The sequence below is a fragment of the Prosthecobacter sp. genome, assembly GCF_034366625.1.
Lineage (GTDB): Bacteria > Verrucomicrobiota > Verrucomicrobiia > Verrucomicrobiales > Verrucomicrobiaceae > Prosthecobacter.
On the sequence record NZ_JAXMIH010000016.1, the window covers coordinates 1 to 21,286 of the forward strand.

The 21,286-nt window shown below is 59.7% G+C and carries 19 protein-coding genes and 1 pseudogene; 3 read left to right on the forward strand and 17 right to left on the reverse strand.

All coding sequences use genetic code 11. The features are described 5' to 3' along the window. The 12 genes and pseudogenes from U1A53_RS18250 to U1A53_RS18305 form a co-directional block, all read right to left on the reverse strand. Window positions 1–750, reverse strand: a pseudogene (locus tag U1A53_RS18250) (hypothetical protein); the annotation flags it as partial. Between the two features lie 66 nt (window positions 751–816). Then, complete coding sequence (creC, locus tag U1A53_RS18255; protein ID WP_322283192.1) at window positions 817–2,244, reverse strand: two-component system sensor histidine kinase CreC; 1,428 nt, start codon at window positions 2,242–2,244, stop codon at window positions 817–819. Beyond that, window positions 2,241–2,939, reverse strand: a complete 699-nt coding sequence (gene creB / locus U1A53_RS18260; protein ID WP_322283193.1) for a two-component system response regulator CreB — start codon at window positions 2,937–2,939, stop codon at window positions 2,241–2,243. Before creB ends, creC begins: the two co-directional genes overlap by 4 nt. 39 nt (window positions 2,940–2,978) lie before the next feature. Further along, window positions 2,979–4,163 (reverse strand): inner membrane CreD family protein, encoded by a 1,185-nt coding sequence (locus U1A53_RS18265; RefSeq protein ID WP_322283195.1) that lies wholly within the window; start codon window positions 4,161–4,163, stop codon window positions 2,979–2,981. A gap of 31 nt (window positions 4,164–4,194) precedes the next feature. Beyond that, on the reverse strand, window positions 4,195–5,340 hold the full coding sequence (locus U1A53_RS18270; protein ID WP_322283197.1) for a hypothetical protein: 1,146 nt from the start codon (window positions 5,338–5,340) through the stop codon (window positions 4,195–4,197). Between the two features lie 236 nt (window positions 5,341–5,576). After that, window positions 5,577–6,275 carry a sulfite exporter TauE/SafE family protein gene (locus U1A53_RS18275; RefSeq protein WP_322283199.1) on the reverse strand — a complete coding sequence of 233 codons (699 nt, stop codon included), beginning with the start codon at window positions 6,273–6,275 and terminating at the stop codon, window positions 5,577–5,579. Then, window positions 6,262–6,417, reverse strand: a complete 156-nt coding sequence (locus U1A53_RS18280; RefSeq protein ID WP_322283200.1) for a hypothetical protein — start codon at window positions 6,415–6,417, stop codon at window positions 6,262–6,264. Before U1A53_RS18280 ends, U1A53_RS18275 begins: the two co-directional genes overlap by 14 nt. 38 nt (window positions 6,418–6,455) lie before the next feature. Then, complete coding sequence (gene ccoG, locus U1A53_RS18285) at window positions 6,456–7,889, reverse strand: cytochrome c oxidase accessory protein CcoG (protein WP_322283201.1); 1,434 nt, start codon at window positions 7,887–7,889, stop codon at window positions 6,456–6,458. Between the two features lie 36 nt (window positions 7,890–7,925). Beyond that, a complete protein-coding gene (locus U1A53_RS18290) occupies window positions 7,926–8,516 on the reverse strand; it encodes a cbb3-type cytochrome c oxidase N-terminal domain-containing protein (RefSeq protein WP_322283203.1) in 591 nt (196 codons plus the stop codon). Between the two features lie 30 nt (window positions 8,517–8,546). Continuing rightward, complete coding sequence (locus tag U1A53_RS18295; protein WP_322283205.1) at window positions 8,547–8,702, reverse strand: hypothetical protein; 156 nt, start codon at window positions 8,700–8,702, stop codon at window positions 8,547–8,549. A gap of 18 nt (window positions 8,703–8,720) precedes the next feature. Continuing rightward, a complete protein-coding gene (gene ccoN / locus U1A53_RS18300; RefSeq protein ID WP_322283206.1) occupies window positions 8,721–11,108 on the reverse strand; it encodes a cytochrome-c oxidase, cbb3-type subunit I in 2,388 nt (795 codons plus the stop codon). 19 nt (window positions 11,109–11,127) lie between these two features. Next, the gene (locus U1A53_RS18305; RefSeq protein ID WP_322283207.1) at window positions 11,128–11,301 is read right to left on the reverse strand and encodes a hypothetical protein; all 174 of its coding nucleotides are present in this window, start codon (window positions 11,299–11,301) and stop codon (window positions 11,128–11,130) included. A gap of 140 nt (window positions 11,302–11,441) precedes the next feature. On the opposite strand from U1A53_RS18305, the gene U1A53_RS18310 reads away from it, so the two are divergent. Both U1A53_RS18310 and U1A53_RS18315 read left to right on the forward strand, forming a co-directional pair. Then, window positions 11,442–13,898, forward strand: coding sequence for a PVC-type heme-binding CxxCH protein (locus U1A53_RS18310; RefSeq protein ID WP_322283208.1), 2,457 nt, complete (start codon window positions 11,442–11,444; stop codon window positions 13,896–13,898). A 38-nt stretch (window positions 13,899–13,936) separates the two neighbouring features. Next, window positions 13,937–14,563 (forward strand): YiiX/YebB-like N1pC/P60 family cysteine hydrolase, encoded by a 627-nt coding sequence (locus tag U1A53_RS18315; protein WP_322283210.1) that lies wholly within the window; start codon window positions 13,937–13,939, stop codon window positions 14,561–14,563. A 6-nt stretch (window positions 14,564–14,569) separates the two neighbouring features. Here U1A53_RS18315 and U1A53_RS18320 read toward each other — a convergent pair whose 3' ends face one another. The 3 genes from U1A53_RS18320 to U1A53_RS18330 form a co-directional block, all read right to left on the reverse strand. Then, window positions 14,570–15,790, reverse strand: a complete 1,221-nt coding sequence (locus U1A53_RS18320; protein ID WP_322283211.1) for an alpha/beta hydrolase-fold protein — start codon at window positions 15,788–15,790, stop codon at window positions 14,570–14,572. A gap of 62 nt (window positions 15,791–15,852) precedes the next feature. Continuing rightward, the gene (locus tag U1A53_RS18325; RefSeq protein WP_322283213.1) at window positions 15,853–16,566 is read right to left on the reverse strand and encodes a 3D domain-containing protein; all 714 of its coding nucleotides are present in this window, start codon (window positions 16,564–16,566) and stop codon (window positions 15,853–15,855) included. A gap of 174 nt (window positions 16,567–16,740) precedes the next feature. Further along, window positions 16,741–18,015 (reverse strand): replication-associated recombination protein A, encoded by a 1,275-nt coding sequence (locus U1A53_RS18330; RefSeq protein WP_345786500.1) that lies wholly within the window; start codon window positions 18,013–18,015, stop codon window positions 16,741–16,743. A gap of 189 nt (window positions 18,016–18,204) precedes the next feature. Here U1A53_RS18330 and U1A53_RS18335 point away from each other — a divergent pair, with 189 nt between their 5' ends. Then, the gene (locus U1A53_RS18335) at window positions 18,205–18,612 is read left to right on the forward strand and encodes an Rrf2 family transcriptional regulator (RefSeq protein WP_322283216.1); all 408 of its coding nucleotides are present in this window, start codon (window positions 18,205–18,207) and stop codon (window positions 18,610–18,612) included. Here U1A53_RS18335 and U1A53_RS18340 read toward each other — a convergent pair whose 3' ends face one another. Together U1A53_RS18340 and U1A53_RS18345 are read right to left on the reverse strand one after the other, a co-directional pair. Then, a complete protein-coding gene (locus U1A53_RS18340) occupies window positions 18,613–19,917 on the reverse strand; it encodes a putative sulfate exporter family transporter (RefSeq protein WP_322283218.1) in 1,305 nt (434 codons plus the stop codon). It abuts the gene before it with no gap. Window positions 19,918–20,742: 825 nt separating this feature from the next. Continuing rightward, entirely contained in the window at window positions 20,743–21,192 is a 450-nt protein-coding gene (locus tag U1A53_RS18345) for a YMGG-like glycine zipper-containing protein (RefSeq protein WP_322283219.1), read from the reverse strand. Between the last annotated feature and the right edge of the window lie 94 nt (window positions 21,193–21,286).

A 21,286-nucleotide genomic window follows, 5' to 3' on the forward strand; every position in this document is an offset into this window, starting at 1 on the left:
GGTGCCGGGGCCGCACATGATGATGGGCGTCTCCTCGTGAGGTTCGGGCAGGCGGAAGCCTTTGCCGTGGTTCACGAAGCACGGGATCAGCGTCTCGTTCGGTGTCACACGTTCAGCGAGGAACGACGAGCACACGCCACTGCGGGCACGGCCGTGGCTGTTGTAGCGCACGGTGGCCACGGTGAGATGCACTTCATCGGAGTGCGCTTTCTGGCTGCTGCTGATCGAGTAGAGGCGGATGTTCAGCTTCTTCTGCGTCAGCATAAATTCCTCGGGCGTGAACTTCGCGGCGGGGTTTTCGAGCAGCAGGTCGATCACAAAGCGGCCCCAGAGATAGTTTTTGAGTTCCTCCTTCTTCTCCGGCTGCGAAAGCTCGGCGAGTGGCGTGTTGCCGCCGGTCTTCTCGACGATGGCTTTGATCAATTTGTTATCGATCTCGGTGATGAGCGCGCCTTCGATCAACGCCTGCCGGATTGGCACGTCAGCGGCCGTTTTGGGATGCTTCACAATTTCAGAACCGGCGAAGCCGAGCGCCTTGAGCGTGTCATCGACGAGCGCGGGATCGTTCGTGGGTTGCACGGCCAGGGAATCGCCCGGCGTGTATTCCAAACCGGAACCGGCGAGATCGATCTCATAGTGCGCCGTGTGCTTGGGCGCGTCCGGGCCGGAAAGGTTGAACATGCGCTTCACTTTCGCGATGCAGGGGTTCTTGACGTTGTAAACGGGCTTTCCGGCTTCGGGTGTGCTCATGATGATTGGTTGGCGAGATCGCGCGAGACTAGGGAAGCCGGTCTGAATTGTCAAACCTGCCATCCACTAGGCAGCAAGAATCAACATCGCCTTCGCACCCGGCCCGCTTTCAAGATTTGTCAGTTCCACGCTGCCACCATGTAGTTCCGCGACTTCCTTGACGAAGCACAGGCCGAGGCCGGTGCTCTTTTTGCCGGTGTCGGGGCGCGGCAGCGAGTAGAAGCGCTCGAACACACGCTCACGCGCATAATCGGGAATGCCGGGGCCGCGATCCTCGATCTCGATCACTACATTCGAGTCGAAGCGGTAGCTGCGGACGCTGATCGCGCTTCCTTTCGGCGCAAAGTCGATGGCGTTTTGGATGAGATTGCTCACGGCCAGCTCGATGAGCCACGGATCGCCTTGAATGACGTGATCGCCGGTCATTTCACGTTGCAGGCTGACTTCACGGCCCGCAGCGATGAGCGCATGATGATCCCATGCGCGGTACAGCATCTCATGAAGGTTTACCGGCTCGCGATTTTCGAGCGTTTTCTGCTTCTCTATCGCGGCGAGGTGCAGCAGGCGTTCCAGCAGGTCACGCAGTCTCCCGGCTTCGGATCGGATGTTTTGCAGAAAGCGGGCGCGCTTCGGCTCGGGCACATCGCCTTGCAGAATCTCGCTGGCGCCAAGGATGGCGGCGACGGGGCTTTTCAGTTCGTGCGTGAGACTCTGGACGTAGTTCTCAACGTATTCGCGGCCTTCGAGCGCATCGCGCATGTCTTCGAGCGCCGTTGCAAGCGTCTTCATTTGATGGCCCGGCATGTGCGGCGAAGTGGATCGCTCGCCACGGCTCACCGCGAGCGCATGGCGCGACAGATCATCCAGCGGCCGGGTGGCCCAGCGGGCAGCAAGGTAGATGCCCAGCAGCATGAGGACGACGGTGGTGACGATGGACCATTTCAGCCAGCGCTCCGTCTCCCACACAAAAGCGAGGACGCCGCGTTGCGGCTTGGCGACACTGAGCATGCCGAGGGTTCGGTCGTTTTGCCGGATCGGCGCGCCGACATACATCACGACGGAAAGAGGGTCGTATTCACTGGTGCGAGAGGAGCGTGCGCCGTATTCGCCCATCAACGTGAGATTCACATCGCGATGATTGGAGATCGTTCCGGGCGTCTCGATGCCGGCGGAGTCGAACAGCACACGTCCTTGCGCATCAGTGACATAGACCTGCATGTCCACCTGCGTCTTGGTGCGATTGTAGATTTGCGCGTTGAGCTGGCGCTGTTGCGCGGCGCGGATGGCCTTTTCGACGGCCTGCGGTTCCAAAACGCCGTTCTTCGCATCGGCAGCGAAGATTTCGGCCAGGATGTTCGCCACATCGACCATCGGCTCCTCCACCGCCTCGAAATACTGCCGCTCGACTCGATGAATGAGCTGCGAGAACAGCACAAACAGCCCCACACTGGCCACGAGCGCGAAACCGAGAAGGAAACGTGCGGTCAGGCTCATGCGTCAGGCCAGGTTTCGAGCAACGAGTAGCCCATGCCGCGATGCGTGACGATGGGATCAATGGCCGACCGCACCCCGCGCATGCGGGAGCGCAGGGTTTTGATGTGCGTGTCCACCGTGCGTTCCATGGAGGCGTCTGGTTCTTCGGACGCGTGATCCATGAGCTGTTCGCGGCTGAACACGCGGCCCGGATGCGCGGCGAAGGCCTTCAGCATGCGGAACTCATAACGCGAGAGATTCAAGGCGGTGCCAAAGTAGATGGCCTGGCAGCGCACGTCGTCGATGACGAGCGGGATGGAGGCGTCGTGGCCGTTCGGCGGCAGCGGTGTGGCTGAAACACGCCGCAGGATCGCACGCACGCGGGCGACGAGTTCGCGCGGGCTGAAAGGTTTCACGACGTAGTCATCGCCCCCGATCTCCAAACCCACCACACGATCCACTTCGCTGGAGCGTGCGGTGAGAAAGAGAATCGGCAACGACTGTGTCTTGCGGATCGTTTGGCACACCTCGAAGCCCGTCATGTCCGGCAGACCGACATCGAGGATGATGAGATCGAAGGTCTGCGACTTCATCTGCTCCAACGCGTCGCGACCCGTGGTGGCGGTCGTAACCGCGAATCCATCGGCTTCGAGGGCATAGACGACGTTTTCGCAGATGGAGGGTTCGTCTTCGACGACGAGGATGCGAGTGGGCATGACGGGTGTGGGTGATTAAACGATCCGGGCATGCAGACATCAAGCAAGTCTTGGCGAAACCGCGCCGAGTTTCTGACTCCAGTCCACTTTGGCGGTAAGGGCCATCAAAACGCCGAGCGTGACGATGCCGCCAACGGTGAGAGTGAGCCCGGTGAGGCCTTTGAAAAAGAAGCTGTAGCTGAACAGCACCATGTAGGCGGTTTGGGCGACAACGGCGACGCGGAAGATAAATTCTCCTGCGACAGCACGCAGGTAGCCGCACACGAGCAGCAAGGAGGCGAGCGCGGCGATGACGAAGCTCAGATGCACCGGGACGACATCAAGCATGTAAGAGAACAGCAGCGGGAAGGCGAAGAATCCGGCGGCGAGGAAGAAGTAGTTCACCGGATGAAGTGACACGCCGCGTGAGATGACGGTGATGATGACGACCATGAAAAACAGCAGCAGCGAAAGCGGCGCATAAAACGAGATCTGCGATGCCACGGGGCCGGCGTTCAGCTCGCGCGGCATTTCCATGCCGATGCCGGGGGCGGAGATGGCGTCTTCGTATTTCCAAACAAGCTGCATGCCCTCACCTGCCGGCTTGCGATCGGTGGGTGAGCTGATGGGGAAGTTCACGTCGCTGAAATCGGTGTTCATGGTCAGCGTGAAGTCGCGGATGCGGCTGGCATCGGCAAAAGCGTAGCGCCATTGATCCATGCCACGGCATTCGTAGCTCACAGTGACGGGAATGCTTTCGCCAGGGGCAAGCTGCACGCTGTCGGTGATGACGCCTTGCTCGGGAGCGGCGACTGAGCGGCGGGCTTTTTCGCCGGTGCCGAGGGTGAAGTTGATCTTGTCGAGCAGCGTGTTGCCGGAGGGCAGCTCAATGTCGATGTCCAAGGTCTGGGTGATGGCAGTGGTGTTGGTGAAGGTGTAAGCGCCTTCGAACTGCACGCCGTAGGTGCGGTGCCAGAGCAGACCCATTTTGACCGGCTGGTAGGCAAGTTTGACCTGCACGTCGCTTTTCGCAGGCTGAAGCATGACTTTGGAGCCGTTGGACGAGGTGTAGCGCGCGGAGGGATGCTTTTGCAACAGTGGCGGCCCCCAGCGGCCGCTGACGCTGTCGCCCGTTTGATAGGAGACGTGGTTCGTGCGGTGCATGATGACGCCGCCGAGGAGCCACCAGGCGATGCTGGTGCAGATGAAAATGACGGCGATGGCGATGAGGTGGGTGAGTTTCATGTGTTTGTTATTTGTTCCTGGTTCGTGGTTCTTAGTTGCTGGTGCGTTTGCGATAGGTGATGCGGGCTTGGGGTTGTTGATCGCGGCAGAGGGATTTGCGGAGGTACAATCCGGGAGCGGTGGTTTTGTCGGTGATGGGATCGACGTTGCCGGTGAAGGTGAGGTCGTAGCCGGTGGGGAGTTGCACGTTCCAGTCGATCTGCTTCGCAAAGAGCGGTGTCTGCGGCAGGGCGAGATCGAGTTCGCCTTCGGCGGCCTGCAAGGCGGTAAGGGTGGAGGTGAAGGAGAGCTTCACCTCGGACTCAGCTCCGTCGGTGGCGGGATCATCGAGTGGGATCTCGATGCGATTCACTTCGCCGAGCGTGGGACGCACGGGATCGGCGTTGACGTGGCATTGGAGAAGTTTCGCGGCCTCGGGAAGCTGCAAAACGAGTTTCACGGGTTGATCGTGACGCACGGTGATCGAGCCTTCGGTCAAAACCGAGCCGTCGCGGACGACTTGGGTCGTGTAACTGGCCGTGGAGACGATGGCGTCGTCAGTGGAGCCGGCAGGAGATGTTTGCGCGGCTGTGCGGGCGTCTTCGAGCGTGAGGGTGATTTCGCCGCCGCTGGCGGGCAGGGCGGTTGTTCCGGCTAGGACGATGTTTTTCGTCGTGGAGCCGTGTTGGAGGTGCAGAACTTTGTTTTCCGGCAGTTCTTTGACCTCCAGCGAAGCGATCGGAGACGCCGCGAGATGCAACGTGGTCCCCTGCCCTTCATGCGCGAGTGCGAAGGTGAGTTTCACGGTCTGTGCACCAGTCTTGTCGGTGATGAGGCAAAGATGATCCTCGGTGACGACGATGCGTGAATCTTTGGGTTCGACCGAAACCGCACCCGAGACCGCGCCTGCGAGAGGGATGGCATGCCAGGCGGCGTCGAAGCTCTCCACCTGCATCTCGGCGATGATCGTGCCTGCCTTGGCATCGAGACGGTAGATCGTCGAAAGCAACGCGGCAGGCACGGGCGGCGGTTTCGGTTCCGGCGGTGTTTCCTTCGGTAAAGTGGCGGCAACGAGGCGTTTGAGCTCGCCATAGGTGATGCGCACCTCGCTCTCATCGAGCGTGGCGGCGGTGACGCGGTTTTCGGTTTGAGCCAGCACTGAAGCGGCTCCGAGCAGGAGAATGAGCAGTGGTTTCATCGACGCTCATGGTGAAAAGCGGCGTGAAACCTTGATGAAGCGGGGATGAAATGGTGATGAAAACGCGGTTCACATCAATGGCGTGGCGGAATGCGTTGCAGGCGCTGCTGTTAGGCGCGGCGTGTGGCGTAACACCGGGTTTGCTTCCCACTTTTGATGCGCTGGACCTAGGGCGGCACTCGCTTAGGCTCGCTTGCCCTGGGCTGGCTTCCGTAGCCCCGTTGGAGCTGGGGATCTCACATCACCGCGTGGCAGCAGCTTGGAATTGCGTCGCTGCCGAAATCGAGGGTGCCACGAAGACGCCAGGCCATGATGAGGGCGGCGGTGAAGGCGAGGGTGCGCTGGATTTTGCGCATGGTCTGAGGCTGCACTTTGCCACCGATGAGGTGGAGCTGGGTTTGAGCGATCCAGAGGAGTGGGAGCGTGCCGAGACCGAAGGCGAAGGCGAATTCGGCGCCTTTGATGGCGGAGCCGTTGGCCATGGCGAGGGCGAACATCAGATAAAGCGGGCCGCAGGGCAGCAGTGGTGTGGCGAAGCCGAGCAGGCCAGCCCGTGCGGCACCTGGCATGCGGAAGGCGAAACTCTGAATGCGGCGGACTCCGGCGCGGAGGAATTGCGGCTTCGGCAGATAGGTCTCCAAACCCATGCCGACGATGGCGAAGGCGATGACGAGCAGCCAGGGCAAAACGATGCCTGCACCATGCTGGAAGAAGCTCAGGGGCATGATGCCTATCATACCGGCGATGGAACCGACGACGGCATACGAAACAAGCCTCCCGGCATGATACAGGCCGGTGTCGCGCATGAAATTGGACGCACCAGACTTGGCGGTGACCGCCCAGGAGCAGGACAACGGACCGCACATGGCCACGCAGTGGACGCTGGTGACGAGTCCGGCCAGAAAGGCGGCGGCGCTGGTATCAATGGACTGCATGGACGGTGCGAGTGGTGAGCGGAATCTCAGGCGGCGCGTTTTTGATGGCGAGCGTGATGAAAAAGACCCACCAAGAGACGAAACCGATGAAGGCGACGGCCACGAAGAGCCAAGGGCGGCTGGAGATGCATTTCGGAATCATGGCGGGAGAAGTAAAGGTGATGAGTTAGGAAGCCCTGTTTAGCGGATGAAGTCTTTGGCGTTGAGCGCAGCGGCAGGCGGGGCCTTCGGATCGGGGCCGAGGTATTCCATGACGCGGGTCTCGCTGCTGTCGCCACGAGCGGCATCTGTGACTTTGATGCGGAACTTGAAGTGCTCTTTGAAGTCGGCCTGCGGCAGGGTGAGCACGAGGGTCTTCAAATCCTCGCCCATGGGCGGGAGCGTGATGGTTTGATCGACACCGATGATCTTCAAGGAAGCCGGCACAGCACCGACGAGTTCGATCTTGTAGGTGGACTCGGCATTGCGCTTGTTGATGATGCGGAGCTGGAACTGATTGCGGATGACTCCGGCATCGACGTAGAACGAAGCCCCGCCCATGCGCACGACGCTGGCCCGCAGCGGCGAGATGCGCGTGATGGCGAAGCTGAAGGCGACTGCCCCGACGACCAGCATGAGGGTGTAGAAGATGGTGCGAGGACGAACGAGCCGTGTTTTTCCGCCCTGGAGGCCGATGAAGGAGTCGTAGCGCACGAGCCCTTTCGGACGCTTGAGCTTGGTCATGATGTCGTCGCAGGCATCGACACAGGCGGCGCAACCGATGCACTCCAACTGGAGACCGTTGCGGATGTCGATGCCGGTGGGGCAGACCTGCACGCAGCGGCGGCAGTCGATGCAATCGCCGGCCGGTTTTTCGACGGTGGCTTTGCCACGCGGCTCACCGCGTTTTTTGTCGTAGCCGATGACTACGGAGTTGTCGTCCGTGAGCGCGGATTGAAGGCGGCCATAGGGGCAGAGAATGATGCAGAACTGCTCACGGAACCAACTGAATGAGAAATACAACGCGCCGGTGAGGAAGAGCACGACGCCGAAGGCCTTGGCATGATGCGCGGGCGAGTGCTGCATCATCTCATAGAGCGACTTGATCGAAACAAAGTAGCTGAGGAAGATGTGGGCGATGACGGCGGAGATGAGGATGAAGATCCCGTGCTTGAACACACGGCGGGCGATCTTGGAGGCCGTCCAGGGCGCGTCTTCGAGCTGGCGGCGCGCAGGGCCGTCGCCGTCGATCCAGCGCTCCACGCGGCGATAGAGCTGCTCCATGAACACGGTGTAGGGGCAGGTCCAGCCGCACCAGACGCGACCGAAGAGCGAGGTGACGTAGAAGAGTGAAAAGGCGAGGCCGGTGACGAGGAAGAAGCCGATCCAGAGATCCTGGGTGGCGAGCGTGAGGCCAAAGAAATGGAAACGGCGCTCCTGCACATCGAGAAAGACGGCGGGAAAGCCGTTCACCGGAATCCACGGCAGCGCCACATAGATGACCAGCAGCACCAGCGCCGCGACTCGTCTCCAGAAAGTGAAGGGGCCATGAACATCCGACGGTTGAACGAATTTGCGCGAACCGTCGGCGTGGATGGTGGAGAGTGAGTCGAGTGTGGGGGTGCTGGGTTTCATTTCCGTGCCTGGCGCGTCAGGCGGATGCTGTCCGAATTATTTCTTCAAAGGTGAATCTGCGGAGAGCGTGATGGGCTCGCCCTGCTTGTGCTTGCTGAGAATGAAAGCGACGACTTCAACCACACGATTCAGGCCGAGCTGCGGCTCCCATGGCGGCATGCCCTTGGTGAGATCAGGCGCGCCTTTGCGGACAATGCTGAGAAGCTGCAACGGATTGCCGCCGTGTTTCCATTCGGTGTCGTTGAGCGGCTGGCCAGGAAGCTTGACGCCGTTGATGTGTGCGGAGAGATCCGGCGCATGGCAAGCCACGCAGGTGGTGGCAAAGGTAGCGGCACCGGCCCCCACGATCTTGTCGTCCTGAGACATGGCCCAGAGCTTGTCGTCAGTGAGCTTTTCGAGCTCTTTGAGCTGGACGGCCTGGATGTTGGCGAGAGCCTTGTCCACCTGCTCCTCGCCGGATTCACCGAGGCTGAGCTGGTAGTAGGCCACCCAGGCGATCACAAACCACACCATGGTGATGTACCAGGTGAAGAGCCACCAGTTCGGCAGTTTCTGATCGTACTCCTGAATGCCGTCATAGGTGTGGTCACGGAGAACGGGGCCGTTGTTGGGAGATTGGGGTGTCATGTCGAAGGGCGGGGTTGAAAGTCGCGAAGATCAGTCGTCCAAGGGAAGGCGGGACATTTTGGCGGCGCTGTCTTTGCGCAGACCGATGGCGCGCACGATGAAGATTAGGAACACTGCCGCCGTGACGCCAAAGGCGAGGTAGGGCACCCAATCGAGCGCGGAGTCGTAGATGATGCGTTTGTACATGGTTTGCGGGGTGTTTGATTATTTCGTGACGGAGGAGCTGCGGTAACCGTCAGGGATGCCGGGTTTCAGCGGGAACGGTATGCCTGCTGGTGTGCCTCTGAGTTTCCCCTCAAGATCTGGCACGTCGAATTTCCCGAGTTTCTGCAGGTAGGCGATGATGGCGACGATCTTCGTGTCCGGCAGGGCACCGCTGCGGCCCTGGGTCTCGAGATCCTTGACGATCTGGATGCCCTGCTCGACCGCCTTGGTCTTCACCTCGGTGTCGGTCATCGCTGGATAAGGAACGCCAAGCTGCGTCATGACGGCGATCTTCTTCCACAGCGTCTTCTGGTCGAACTTCTCGGTGAAGAGATGCGTGTAGGGCGGCATGTTGGAGCCGACCGAGATCGAGCGCGGATCCTTCATGTGGTCGTAATGCCAGCTATGTGGGTATTTGCCGCCTTCGCGGGCGAGATCGGGACCGGTGCGCTTCGATCCCCATTGGAAGGGATGATCGTAGATGCTCTCACCGAGGCGGCTGTAGTCACCGTAGCGCAGCACGTCCGGCAGCATGGTGCGGATCATTTGCGAGTGGCAGTTGTAACAACCTTCGCTGACGTAGATGTCACGTCCGGCGAGTTCGAGCGGCGTGTAGGGCTGCTGGATGCGGTCTTCGACGTTGGTGGCACGATTGACCATGACCGTGGGGATGATCTGGATGAGACCGCCGAGAGCCACTGCCACAAAGGTGAGCACCGTGAAGGGCAGCCAGTTGTGCAGCAGGCTTTCATACCACTGCGACCAGCGGTTGTGACCCGTTTGAAACCGCTTCACCGCCAGCACAGCAAACACACCCGCGCAAACCAGCGCGGCGATGTCGGCACCGGGCGGCAGGAAGAGCCAGGCAAGCACCAGAAGGAGCCCGGCGAACATGCAGGCGATCGGATCATTGAGGAAGGTCTCCTTCAGGCTCATCGTGTCGCGCTGCGTGCGTTCGATGACGGCCACTTCGCGGGTCTCGTTCACCGGGCTGCCCTTGCGGATGGTCAGCCAGATGTTGACGCCCATGAGGATCATGCCCGCCAGGTAGAGGGAACCGCCGATGATGCGGAAGCCCATCAAGAAGCGGATGGAGGTCAGCGTGTCGATGAAGTTCGGATAGACCAGCGCCAGACCGTCAGGCGTGGTGGCATTCAGCATGAGGCCCTGCATGATTCCTGACCACCACATCGCAGCGACATAAATCAGGATGCCGATGGTGCCGATCCAGAAGTGGAAGTTCGCCCAGCTCGTCGAGTACAGCTTCGCGCCGTAGAGCCTAGGCGTGAGCCAGTAGAACATGCCCGCGGCCATGAAGCCGTTCCAGCCCATCGCACCGGCATGCACATGGCCGATGGTCCAGTCCGAGTAATGCGAGAGCGCATTGACCGCACGGATGGAGAGCAGCGGCCCTTCAAAGGTGGACATGCCGTAAAACGTAACGGCGGCGACGAAGAACTTGATCACGGGATCGGTGCGCAGCTTGTCCCACGCGCCACGCAGCGTGAGAAGGCCGTTGAGCATGCCGCCCCAGCTCGGCGCCCACAGCATGAGGCTGAAAAACGTGCCCAGCATCTGCAGCCATTTCGGCAGCGCGGTATTCAGCAGGTGGTGCGGGCCGGCCCAGATGTAGATGAACACCAGCGACCAGAAGTGAACGATGGACAGACGGTAGGAATACACCGGACGCTCCGCCGCCTTCGGCAGGAAGTAGTACATGATGCCCAGAATCGGCGTCGTGAGGAAGAAGGCCACGGCGTTGTGCCCGTACCACCACTGCACCAGCCCGTTCTGCACCCCGGCAAAGATCGTGTAGCTGTGCGTCCAGCTCGTCGGGATCGACAGATGGTTCACGATGTAAAGCATCGCGATGGTGATGATGGTGGCGATGTAGAACCACAGCGCCACGTAGAGGGAGGGCTCGTTGCGTTTCGCCAGCGTCCAGAAGAAGTTCACAGAAAAGACGACCCAGATCAGCGCCACGGCGATGTTGATCGGCCAGATCAGTTCGGCGTATTCCTGACCACGCGTGAGCCCCAGCGGCAGCGTGATCGCCGCCGCCACAATGATGAGCTGCCAGCCCCAGAAGTGGATGTTGGAGAGCATATCCGACGCCGTACGCGCCTTGCACAGACGCTGCGTCGAGTAGTAGATGCCAGCGAACATCATGTTCCCCACGAAGGCGAAGATCACCGCGTTCGTGTGCAGCGGACGCAGACGGCCAAAACTGAGCCAGGAGGCCAGATTGAGCTGATGGAAGTTCAACTGCGAGGCGATGAAGACGCCCGCCAGCATGCCCACGATGCCCCAGATGATGGAGGCAATCATGAAGCGCCGGACGGTGCGGTCATCGAACTCGATGGTGATCTTGGAGGCGTTGGTGGTCATAGAGGGGGGCGAAGGGAAATTAGGAAAGCGGAGTTTGGCGGCGGGAGGGAGCTGGAGCGCCGTCATCGAGCGGCAGCAGGGCGTCCTGCTCGATGCTGCGGTCCCGCCTCTGCGAGCGCTCGGCAAAAAACAGCACCGCAAACAGCACGGCGAACGCGAGGCTCATGAAGATGGTGACAGCGAAGACTTCCATTGTTGGCGCAATAGAGCGCACCCCCGTTTTCCGTGCTCGGCATGCCTTGCTTGAAGCTGCCCGGATTTTGCGGACAAAATTCGCATTCAACGCAAAGGAAGAGGAGTGCGCCGGACGTTGGTTTGCCTCTCTCCTGCGCCATGCTCCGTCTCATCCGCACTTTTTTGCTTCTTACCTCCTCTTTGGGCCGCCTAGCAGCCGTCGAGATTCCTGAAAAACTACGGTACCAGCCCCTTCCTGAGACAGCCCGGCTTCAGGACGCTGAAGGCCACGACAATGGCGTGCGTTTTGTCGATCTGAATGGCGACGGCCACGAGGACATCGTGGTCTCCAATCCACACGAATACGGCGTCTTTCTCTTTGTGCCAAAAGAGCGGGCCAAGGCGAACCTGCAATGGGACGAAGGCTGGTCGCAAGTGATGCGGGAGGGCAAGGCGGTCGACGCGAACAGCTTACCGCTGATCGTTGACGCGAATGGCCGCGATCTGGGCGTCACGTTTCGCGATGGCGCGATGTGGATCGAGGCAACGAAGCAGCGCATCCCCTTCTCTGAACTGCTCAAAGTGCCCGGACCCGCGCCAAGATCTCCGCAGGATTCACTGAAGGCGATGAAGCTGAAGCCTGGCTTTGAAGCGATGCTGGTGGCGCACGAACCGCTCGTGCAAGACCCCGTGTTCATCAATTGGGATGCCAAAGGCCGCATGTGGGTCGTGGAAATGGGTGATTACCCCTTCGCGCCCGGTGAGAAAACCAAGGATGGCAGCATGGGGCAGGACAAAGTCTCTGACTTGCAGGCGGGCCGCGTCAAAATCCTCACGGACACGGATGGCGACGGTGTTTATGACAAGGCATCGCTGTTTCTCGACGGCCTGAAGCATCCCACCGGACTCGCGCCGTGGAAAAACGGGGTCATCATCGCCAACATCCCGGACATCTTCTTCGCCGAAGACACGGATGGCGATGGCAAGTGCGACAAACGTGAAACGTGGTTCTCCGGTTTCACCGCCGGCAATCCTCAGCACCTCGTGAACGGCTTCTGCTGGGGACTCGACGGCTGGTTCTATGGCGCAAATGGCGACAGCGGCGGCGACATCACTTGCGTGAAGACGGGCAAAATAAATGCGCTCGGCACGAATGACTTCCGCTTCGACCCGCGCACGGGCGAGTTCGCACTCGAAGGCGGTCGCAGCCAGTATGGCAAGTGGCGCGATGATTTCGGCAACTGGTTCGGCAACAACAACGCCACGATCGGCTGGCACTACTGGCTGCCGTTTCGTCATCTGGAACGCCATCCCGAAATCGTGGCGAAGTCAGTGCGAGGCGATTTGAATGGCGAGAAGCGTGTTTTTCCGGCCAGTCCGCCGGTGCGGCGGTTCAATCAAGGCAGCGCGGTCAACACGCTGACCTCCGGCTGCTCGCCCATGCCGTTTCGTGACACAACCTTCGGCGCTGATGGCGAAAACGTGATGTTCATCTGCGAACCGGCCAACAACCTCGTGCATCGCGAGGTTTTGAGCTACGATGGGGCTCACATTACCAGTAAACGTCATCCTGGCGACGCTGAGAGTGAGTTCATCGCCAGCGAGGACAATTGGTTCCGTCCCAGCATGGCCCGCACCGGCCCGGATGGCGCGCTTTACGTCGTGGACATGTACCGCCTCGTGCTGGAGCACCCGGAGTGGATTCCGGCGGAAATCGCGAAGGGATTGGATTTGCGAGGTGGTGAGGACAAAGGGCGGATTTATCGCATTGGGAGGACCGGGCCGCCTCAAGGCGGGACTACAGTGCCCGATCCGATCAAAGCGATGGCTTCAGCGAATGGCTGGATGCGTGACACAGCGCAGCGGTTGTTGATTGAGCGTGGTGATGCGGCTGCCGTCACTGAATTGAAGAATCTGCTCACCGCCGCGCCTGCGGTGAAAATCCAGGCGGCGTTCACGATTATGCAGCTCGGCGGCATGACATCGGATGAATTGCATGCGGCGATCCAACCTCTGGCCCCGCAGGTTCGTGCAGCGGCGCTCACAGCGACGGGGACTTCGTCCGACGATGTGTTTATCGAGGTGGAAAAGCCGTTGCTGAAGCAATCGCCGCAGAAAGCGCCCGCCGTGGCCGTGCTGCCCGTGATCACAAACAACAACCCGAACCGCCAGAAAGTCGTCGCCAAATACATCACTGAAGTCGTTAAACTTGGCGGCGATGCGAAGCGCGGAGCCGCAGTCTTCCAGAAACTGTGCATGGTGTGCCACAAGGTGCGTGATCTGGGCATCGAAGTCGGCCCTGATCTGCTGACGGTGGTCACCAAGCCGCGTGAACAGCTGATCGAGGCCATTTTTGATCCGAACCGTGCCGTGGAGCAGCGCAACGCGGCCACGCAGGTGACCAAGAAGGACAAGACCATGATCGTCGGCCAGCTTGCGTCCGAAACACCAGGAAACATCACGATCCGCATGCCCGGTGGTGCTGAAATGGTCGTGCTGCGCTCGGATATTCAGGATATGAAGACGCTGACGACCTCAATCATGCCCGAGGGTCTCGAAAGCGTGCTCACCATGCAAGATGTGGCCGATGTGCTGACCTTCATCGGCAGCAAATAGGCGTGACAGGCATGGCTATGGTTGGGTAAGCTTCCGTCATGAAGCATTCCCTGCTGCTGTCGATTTACATTCTCCTCACCGGCTGTGCCTCCTCCGGCCCCATCACCAGTTACACGCCCAAACAAGGTGACATCGTGTTTCAATCACTGCCGCACATTCCGGTCATCGATGCCATCGAAGGCTGCACGCACTCACCTTACTCGCATTGCGGCATCGTGGTGAAGCAAGACGGTGTCTGGCATGTGCTGGAGGCAATCGGACCGGTGAGGGTGACACGACTGGACCGCTGGATCGGCCAAGGACGCGAAGAGGCGTTCGCAGTCTGCCGTTTGAAGGCCGACTTTCAGCCGAAGGTGGCGGCAATGATCACCGCGGCGGAAAAATTCATCGGGTTGCCGTATGACATCCAGTATGAGCTGGATGATGAGAAGATTTACTGCTCCGAGCTGATCTACAAAGGCTTCAAAGAAGCCAGCGGGAAGAGCTTGGGCAAGACGGTCAAACTCGGCGACTTGGACTGGCGTCCGCATGAGCAGGTCATCCGCGCCATCGCGGGAGATCCGATTCCGCTGGAGCGTGAAATGATCACGCCCCGTGATCTGGCAAAGGCGGAGCAATTGGAGGATGTGCTGCCATTGGAGAAGCACATCGTCTCATCAAGGTGATGCGGATCACTTCACATCGCGCCACAGCCAACGCAGTGCCTCAGGCAGGTTCGGGGCCATGCCTTTGCTGCCGTGGAAGCACTGGGTCCAGTCGATGCAGAAGTCGTAGTTCATGTATTTGAGCGACGCGGCCATCATCTTGTTGGCGAGAGGCCAGTTGCCGAATTTGTTGTCGAGATCGTTTTCGCCATCGAGCAGATAAACGCGGACGGGTTTGCGCTCGGTGATGCGCACCAGATACGGGTAGTGATTTCCGCCGCGAATATCGACGAAAGTGCCGACCCAGCAGAGCACCTTGCGGAACTTGTCCGGCCTCTCCCACGCGACGGTGAAGGAGCAGATGCCGCCGGAAGATCCGCCGGCGATGGCCCAGGCCTCGGGCTGAGATCGGAACTTGGTCTGATAACGCTTTTCGACCTCAGGCAGGATTTCATCAATGAGGAAGCGGGCGTAGGCATCACCCAGGGAGTCGTACTCGAAACTGCGGTTCCCGGCTTTTTCACCCCGCTTCTGCTTGGGCTTGCGACCTGGGTCGATGAAGACGCCGACGGTGCGTGGCATCTCCTTTTTGTGGATGAGATTGTCGAAGACGACGGAAGCGCGCATGGGACCATTGGGATCAACATGGCGGGAGCCGTCCTGCCAGACCATGAGGCAGGTTTCCTCGCCGGGTTTGAAGTCTGCGGGCAAATACACCGTGACATCGCGCACGGTTTCGAGAAAGACCTTGCTCGTTGTCCATTCAAACTTCTCCAGCCTGCCCTGCGGCACGTTTTTCTGTGGCTGGCTGTCGGCGGTGTAATCGAAATGCTCCACATGCACGGTGCCTGCGAGGCGCGGCATGCCTTCGGATTCGACGCGGTAGCCGAACTCGGTGAAGTTCGGCATGTCTGCCACGAGCACTTGGAGGCCATCCCCACCAAGCGCGATCATTTCGCCAATCAGAGCGCCATCCTGCTGCACGACACGGGCAGGCTTGGGGTCGATGACGGCCCAGGCGACAGTGGTGGCCTCGATCTTCGCTCCGGCCCTGCCCTGCGTGAGATTGTTGATGCCAAAGAGGCGCACGACTTTGTCATGCAGCGCTTTTTCCTCCGCAGGCTGGGTTGCTGTCATCAAGGCCGCCGCAATTTGGCGCGGCGTGACGGTCGGTTGCGCTCCTGGTTTGTTCTGGGCCTGGCTGAAACTGGCAGTGAGCAGGAGGCTCAGAAAGAGGACGGCACGCATGTGTGCGTTTTCTAACGACGCACATACTGCGGAATATCGCCCTATTTCCCTATCGCGCCGATTTACAGTGACGCGGTGACGGGATGTTTGCCCTCTGGCAGTCCCGCGGTGCGCAGACGAGCCTCTATGCCCTCCATCATGGAGCGGACGTGCTTCCACTTCGTGCGGTCGCGCATGAGCTGCATGCTGCGCTCGTAGGATCCCCATTGAATGACCTCGATATCCACATGGCGCACGCCCCAGTCATTCATCATGGACTGGCTGGGTTTGTAGAGATCGATGGTACCGGTGCCAACGAGTGCGCTACCGTAATCATCGACTTCGTAAACCACATTGGGCTGACCGGCGATGCGGAACTTCGTGCCCACAGGGAAACGCGACCAATCGGCGGCTGCGCTGCGCACGCTGCCGAACTTCAAATTCGTGCCGATGGCATTCTTCACGCCGTAGATGATGTGATCGCTTTCATCATGCGTGTAGGCCGTGGTACGCACGCGCATCTGAGAATTGCGATGCAAATTCGAGGCGATCATCAGCGGCGGCTTGGGGGCTTCGAACACAAAGGTGTAGCTTTTGATCTCGCTCGGGCGGAACGGGATGTTCGTCGCGAGTGCTTTACGCACCTCGTATTGCTTCCCTGTTTCGAGGGGAGCGGCATTTTTCTGTCGCATTTCCTTCCAGTAGGTGAGCAGCGGTTGCTTGGGCAGAGCGCAGGAAGAAAGAGTGGTCGCAAGGGCGACACACAGGCCAGATGTGATCAAACGTGAGTTGTACATGGCTGGATTTTTTTGGATTTACGAAAACATTACCGTAATTTTCATACATCCTCAATATAAAAAACATAATTTATAGACTTTTAAAGATTAATAAATTTAAATAATCATAGCCACTGCAGCAAGATTGGCTGATAAGGTTTGAGCTTCCAGCCTCCAAGCTTGCCCATCCGGCGATTATTCGACGCTCCCTTGGTCTTCCCAGAGCTTCCGCCAGTGATCCAAGCGCTCTTTGATCCGGGCTTCCAACCCGTTCGCGGTGGGGTCGTAATACTGCTTGCCGCCTTCCAGGCAGCGCTGGGGAACGAAACCGCCCTCGTAGTTGTGCGGGTAGAGGTAGCCTTCCCCGTGGCCGAATTCCTTCGCGGCTTTCTTGTGATGCGCGTCCCGCAGGTGTTTCGGCACCGGCAGCGTGCGGCCGTTTTTCACGTCCTCCAGGGCGGCGTCGATGGCGGTGTAGGCCCGGTTGCTCTTGGGCGCTGTGGCATTGTAAATCGTCGCGTGGGCCAGGATGATGCGTGCCTCGGGCATGCCGATGAATTCAACGGCCTGCTGAGCGGCCACGGCCACACGCAGCGCATTGCTGTCGGCCATGCCGATGTCCTCGCTAGCGGCGATGACGATGCGCCGGGCAATAAAGCGGATGTCCTCCCCGGCGTAGAGCATTTTCGCCAGCCAGTAGAGAGCCGCGTCGGGATCGGAGGCGCGCATGCTTTTGATGAAGGCGCTGATCGTGTCGTAGTGCGCGTCGCCATCGCCATCGTAAACGACGGTCTTTTGCTGCACAGACTCCTCGGCGGCGGCCAGAGTGATGACGATTTCGCCCGCCGCGTCCGGTTGCGTTGAGAGCACGGCCAATTCGAGGGCATTCAGGCAGCGCCGCGCATCGCCATCGGCCACGGTGGCGAGGTGATGACGCGCAGCCGGCTCAATCCTTGCCTTCATGTTGCCCAAACCGCGCTCCACATCGCTCAAAGCGCGATCCATGAGCGATTCGAGGTCGGCGATTCCCAGCGGCTCCAGCGTGAAGACTTGCGAGCGACTCACAAGCGGGCTGTTCACATAAAAGAACGGGTTGTGCGTCGTCGCCCCGATGAAACGCAGCGTTCCACGCTCCACATGTGGCAACAGCACATCCTGCTGCGCCTTGTTGAAGCGATGGATCTCATCCACAAAGAGGATCGTCGTCTTGTTGTAGAGCCGCTGGTGCTGCGAAGCATGCTCCGCCTCCTTGCGAATGTCCGCCACGCTGCTTTCCACACCGCTGAGCGTGACGAAACGCGATTTCGTCTCCTGCGAGATGATGTGGGCCAGCGTCGTCTTACCGACACCCGGCGGGCCGTAGAGGATGAGCGAGGAGAAACGATCCGCCTGCACCGCACGACGCAGCAGTTTGCCTTCCGCCAGGATATGCTGCTGGCCGACATACTCATCCAGCGTGCGAGGCCGCATGCGCGCGGCCAGCGGCGCGCCCGCATGATGCACCGCCACAGCGGCACGAGGCTGCTCCGGGGGTGTGGGGGCAAAAAAATCGTCGCTCATGCGGATAGGGCACGATGAATGACGCGGAATCACCCCGGCGGCAAATCGCAGTTTGCGCCGACGATGGTTTGATGTTCCGATAGCGCTCCTGTCCCGCCCATGAAACTCTCGAAAAAAGCCGAATACGCCCTCCGCGCCCTCGTGGCGATGGGACGTGAGCGCGAGGGGACGAATTTCTCCATCCAGGATCTGGCCAGCAATGAGCGCATCCCGTTAAAGTTTCTCGAACAAATCCTGCTTGCCCTCAAAAACGGCGGCCTGCTGCGCAGCAAGCGCGGCGTGGGCGGCGGCTACCAGCTCGTCACCCATCCGACCCGCATCACGCTGGGCGAGGTCATCACGCTGTTCGACGGCCCCTTCGATCCGCTGCCTGGTGCCGATCATGACGCTCTCGGGCAAGTTTTCAGCGGTTTGCGTGATCAGGTGGTTCAGTGGTTCGCTGAACACACTGTGGCGCAGATCATCGAGAAGGAACGCTCCCGCGAAACGGTCTCGTTTGAAATCTGATCACTTGCCGAAAAGCCACAGAGCCAGCAACAGCGTCCAGGCAATATTGAAGACCTGACCGCCGAGGAAAGCGATGGCAGGACGGCCTCCACCGAGCTTGAACAGCTCCCCAAGCCTCGTCTCCAGTCCGATGCAGACGAATGCGGCGGCAAACCACACTTCACGCAGGCCTTTGAGCGGCTTGCTGGCCGCTTCGGCTACAGATGTCGGAACGAAATACGAGAACACGATGGAGGCGATCACGAAGCCGATCACAAATTTCGGAAAACGCTCCCAAATCACACCGATGGACGGCTTCTGGCCCTTGGTCGCACCATCCTTGCCACCGCGCATCGTCCACCACACGGACAAGACGAAGGCCGCCACGCCGATCAGCACGTTTTGCGAGAGTTTGACGATCACGCCGACTTTCGTGGCGTCTTTGCCCACCTGCTCGGTCGCCGCAGCCACGGAGCCGCTGGTGTCGAGCGTGCCGCCGATCCACGCGCCGCCCACGGCTTCGGACAAACCGAGTTTCTGCACCGCCATGGGCATCAGGATCATCATGGGCACCGCGCACAGCAGCACAATGGAGGTCACATAAGAGAGCTTCTTGCGGTCGCCCTGGATCGCGCCGCAGGCCGCGATGGCCGCTGACACGCCGCAGATCGACACAGCCGTCGAAAGCATCACACCGAACTCGTCATCCACCTTTAACTTCCGGCCGATGAAGAAACACGCATACCACACCACCGGAATGACGAGCGCTCCCTGAATCAGGCCGGGCAATCCCGCCTTCATCATCTCTTGCAGCAGGATCGAGGCCCCGAGCAGCACAATGCCAACCTTGATGAAAAACTCCGTGCGCACCGCCTCGCGCAGCCATTCCGGCACCGGCAGCGTGTGACTCCACAGCATGCCCAAACCGAGCGCAAACACGACGTATTCGAGGCCCCAGGCCTTAATCCCGGCATGATTGGCGATCCATTGTGAGAACCAAGCCAGCACAAACACCACCACCGCGCCGCCGAGGAATGAAAGGGCTCGTTTACCAAGCGAGGCACTCAGCGCGAGCACCGAGATGCTGAGAAACACCGCCAGCAACACCCCGCTCAACGCGAGATTGTCCGCTGAAAATGCCTTCGCGGCATCCGCTGCGCCAGTCCAGCCCAGCGATGGCATCTTCGGGCTCCAGCCATTCGCCACCGCGATCAAGATCGGCAGCGCGGCCAAGACCGCGAGCCAGTCTTCGTTTTGCCACCAGCGAGCGGTGGAGGGGCCGGGGGAGGGATAAGCGGAATCGGAAGCGGCGGCGTTGGCAGACATGTTGGGTATAAAAAAAATCGCGGCGGGAAAACCGCCGCGATTCAAACGCCTGCTGTGACTGTTATTTTACTGCCAGTTGCCGAGCGATCACGTTTTCTATCTGGAGGGTCTCCAGATCCGACGAGAATCGGAATTGTAGTTTGGGGGATCGGAATTGTAATTCGGAGGATCCGAGTTGTAGTTCGGGGGGTCGGAATTGTAATTCGGGCGATCCGAGTTGTAATTTGGAGGGTCGGAATTGTAGTTCGGAGGATCCGAGTTGTAATTCCGGGGATCGGAATTGTAGTTCCGCCCGTGGCGAACCCCATGACCGCCGTAACCGGGACCAGGACCGTAGCCATACGGATCAACGCAGGATGCCAGAGTGAAAGTCAGCATCAAAGATCCAAAGGTGAGCGTGCGAATGAGAGATGTCTTCATGAGCGGTGTGATTCTTGTCCTAGATACGGACGACGATGCCTATCGGCTATTCAATTCTTTTTCACACTGCTGCTCAAATCATCCAGGCAGCAGAATCACCGCCCAGAGCAGGACAATGCCCACCTTGATAAAAACTCCGTGCGAAGCGCCTCGCGCGGCCATTCCGGTAGAGAAACGTGCGGCTCCAGAACATGCCCAAACCGAGCGCAAAGACGACATATTCGCAGCCCCAGTCTTTATCGCATGGCTGGTGATCTATTGCGAGAGCCAGGACCAGCGTGCGGTGGAAAGGGCCAGGAGCGCGATAGGCGGAGTCAGAAGCAGCAGCGTGGGGGACATGATGCGTATAAAAAAGAATCGCGACGGGAAAACCGCCGCGACTCAAACACCCGTCATAACTGACTTTTACTGCCAGTTGCCAAACGCGTAGGGATTGTAGCTGGAAGGTCTCCAACCGCGGTTGTAGTCGGAATTGTAATTCGGGGGGTCAGAATTGTAATTTGGGGGATCGGAGTTGTAGTTTCGACTGTAGCCACGGCTGTAGCCGGGATTGCAGTTCGGCTGGCTGTAGCGCTGCTGGCGGCTGTTTTGGAGCGCCCCGCCGGCCAACGCTCCGAGCAGACCACCGATGGCCGCACCTTCGAGACCACGACGGCTCTGATTGCCGATGATGCCACCTGCGGCAGCACCGAGCAGAGCGCCCGTCACCGCACCTTGGGCCGGAGGACGACCGTAACCACCACCGCCATAGCCACCGGGGCCGTATCCGTAGCCATAGGGGTCAACACAAGAAGTCAGGGTAAAGCTCAGCAGCAAAGTTCCAAAGGGCAGCGCACGAACGAGAGATGTCTTCATGGGGTGGGGGGGGTGAATCTTGTCCTGCAGTCAGACGAGGCCATTGGAAGACTATTCGATTCTTTTTCACAATGCCGCTCAAATCATCGCCGCA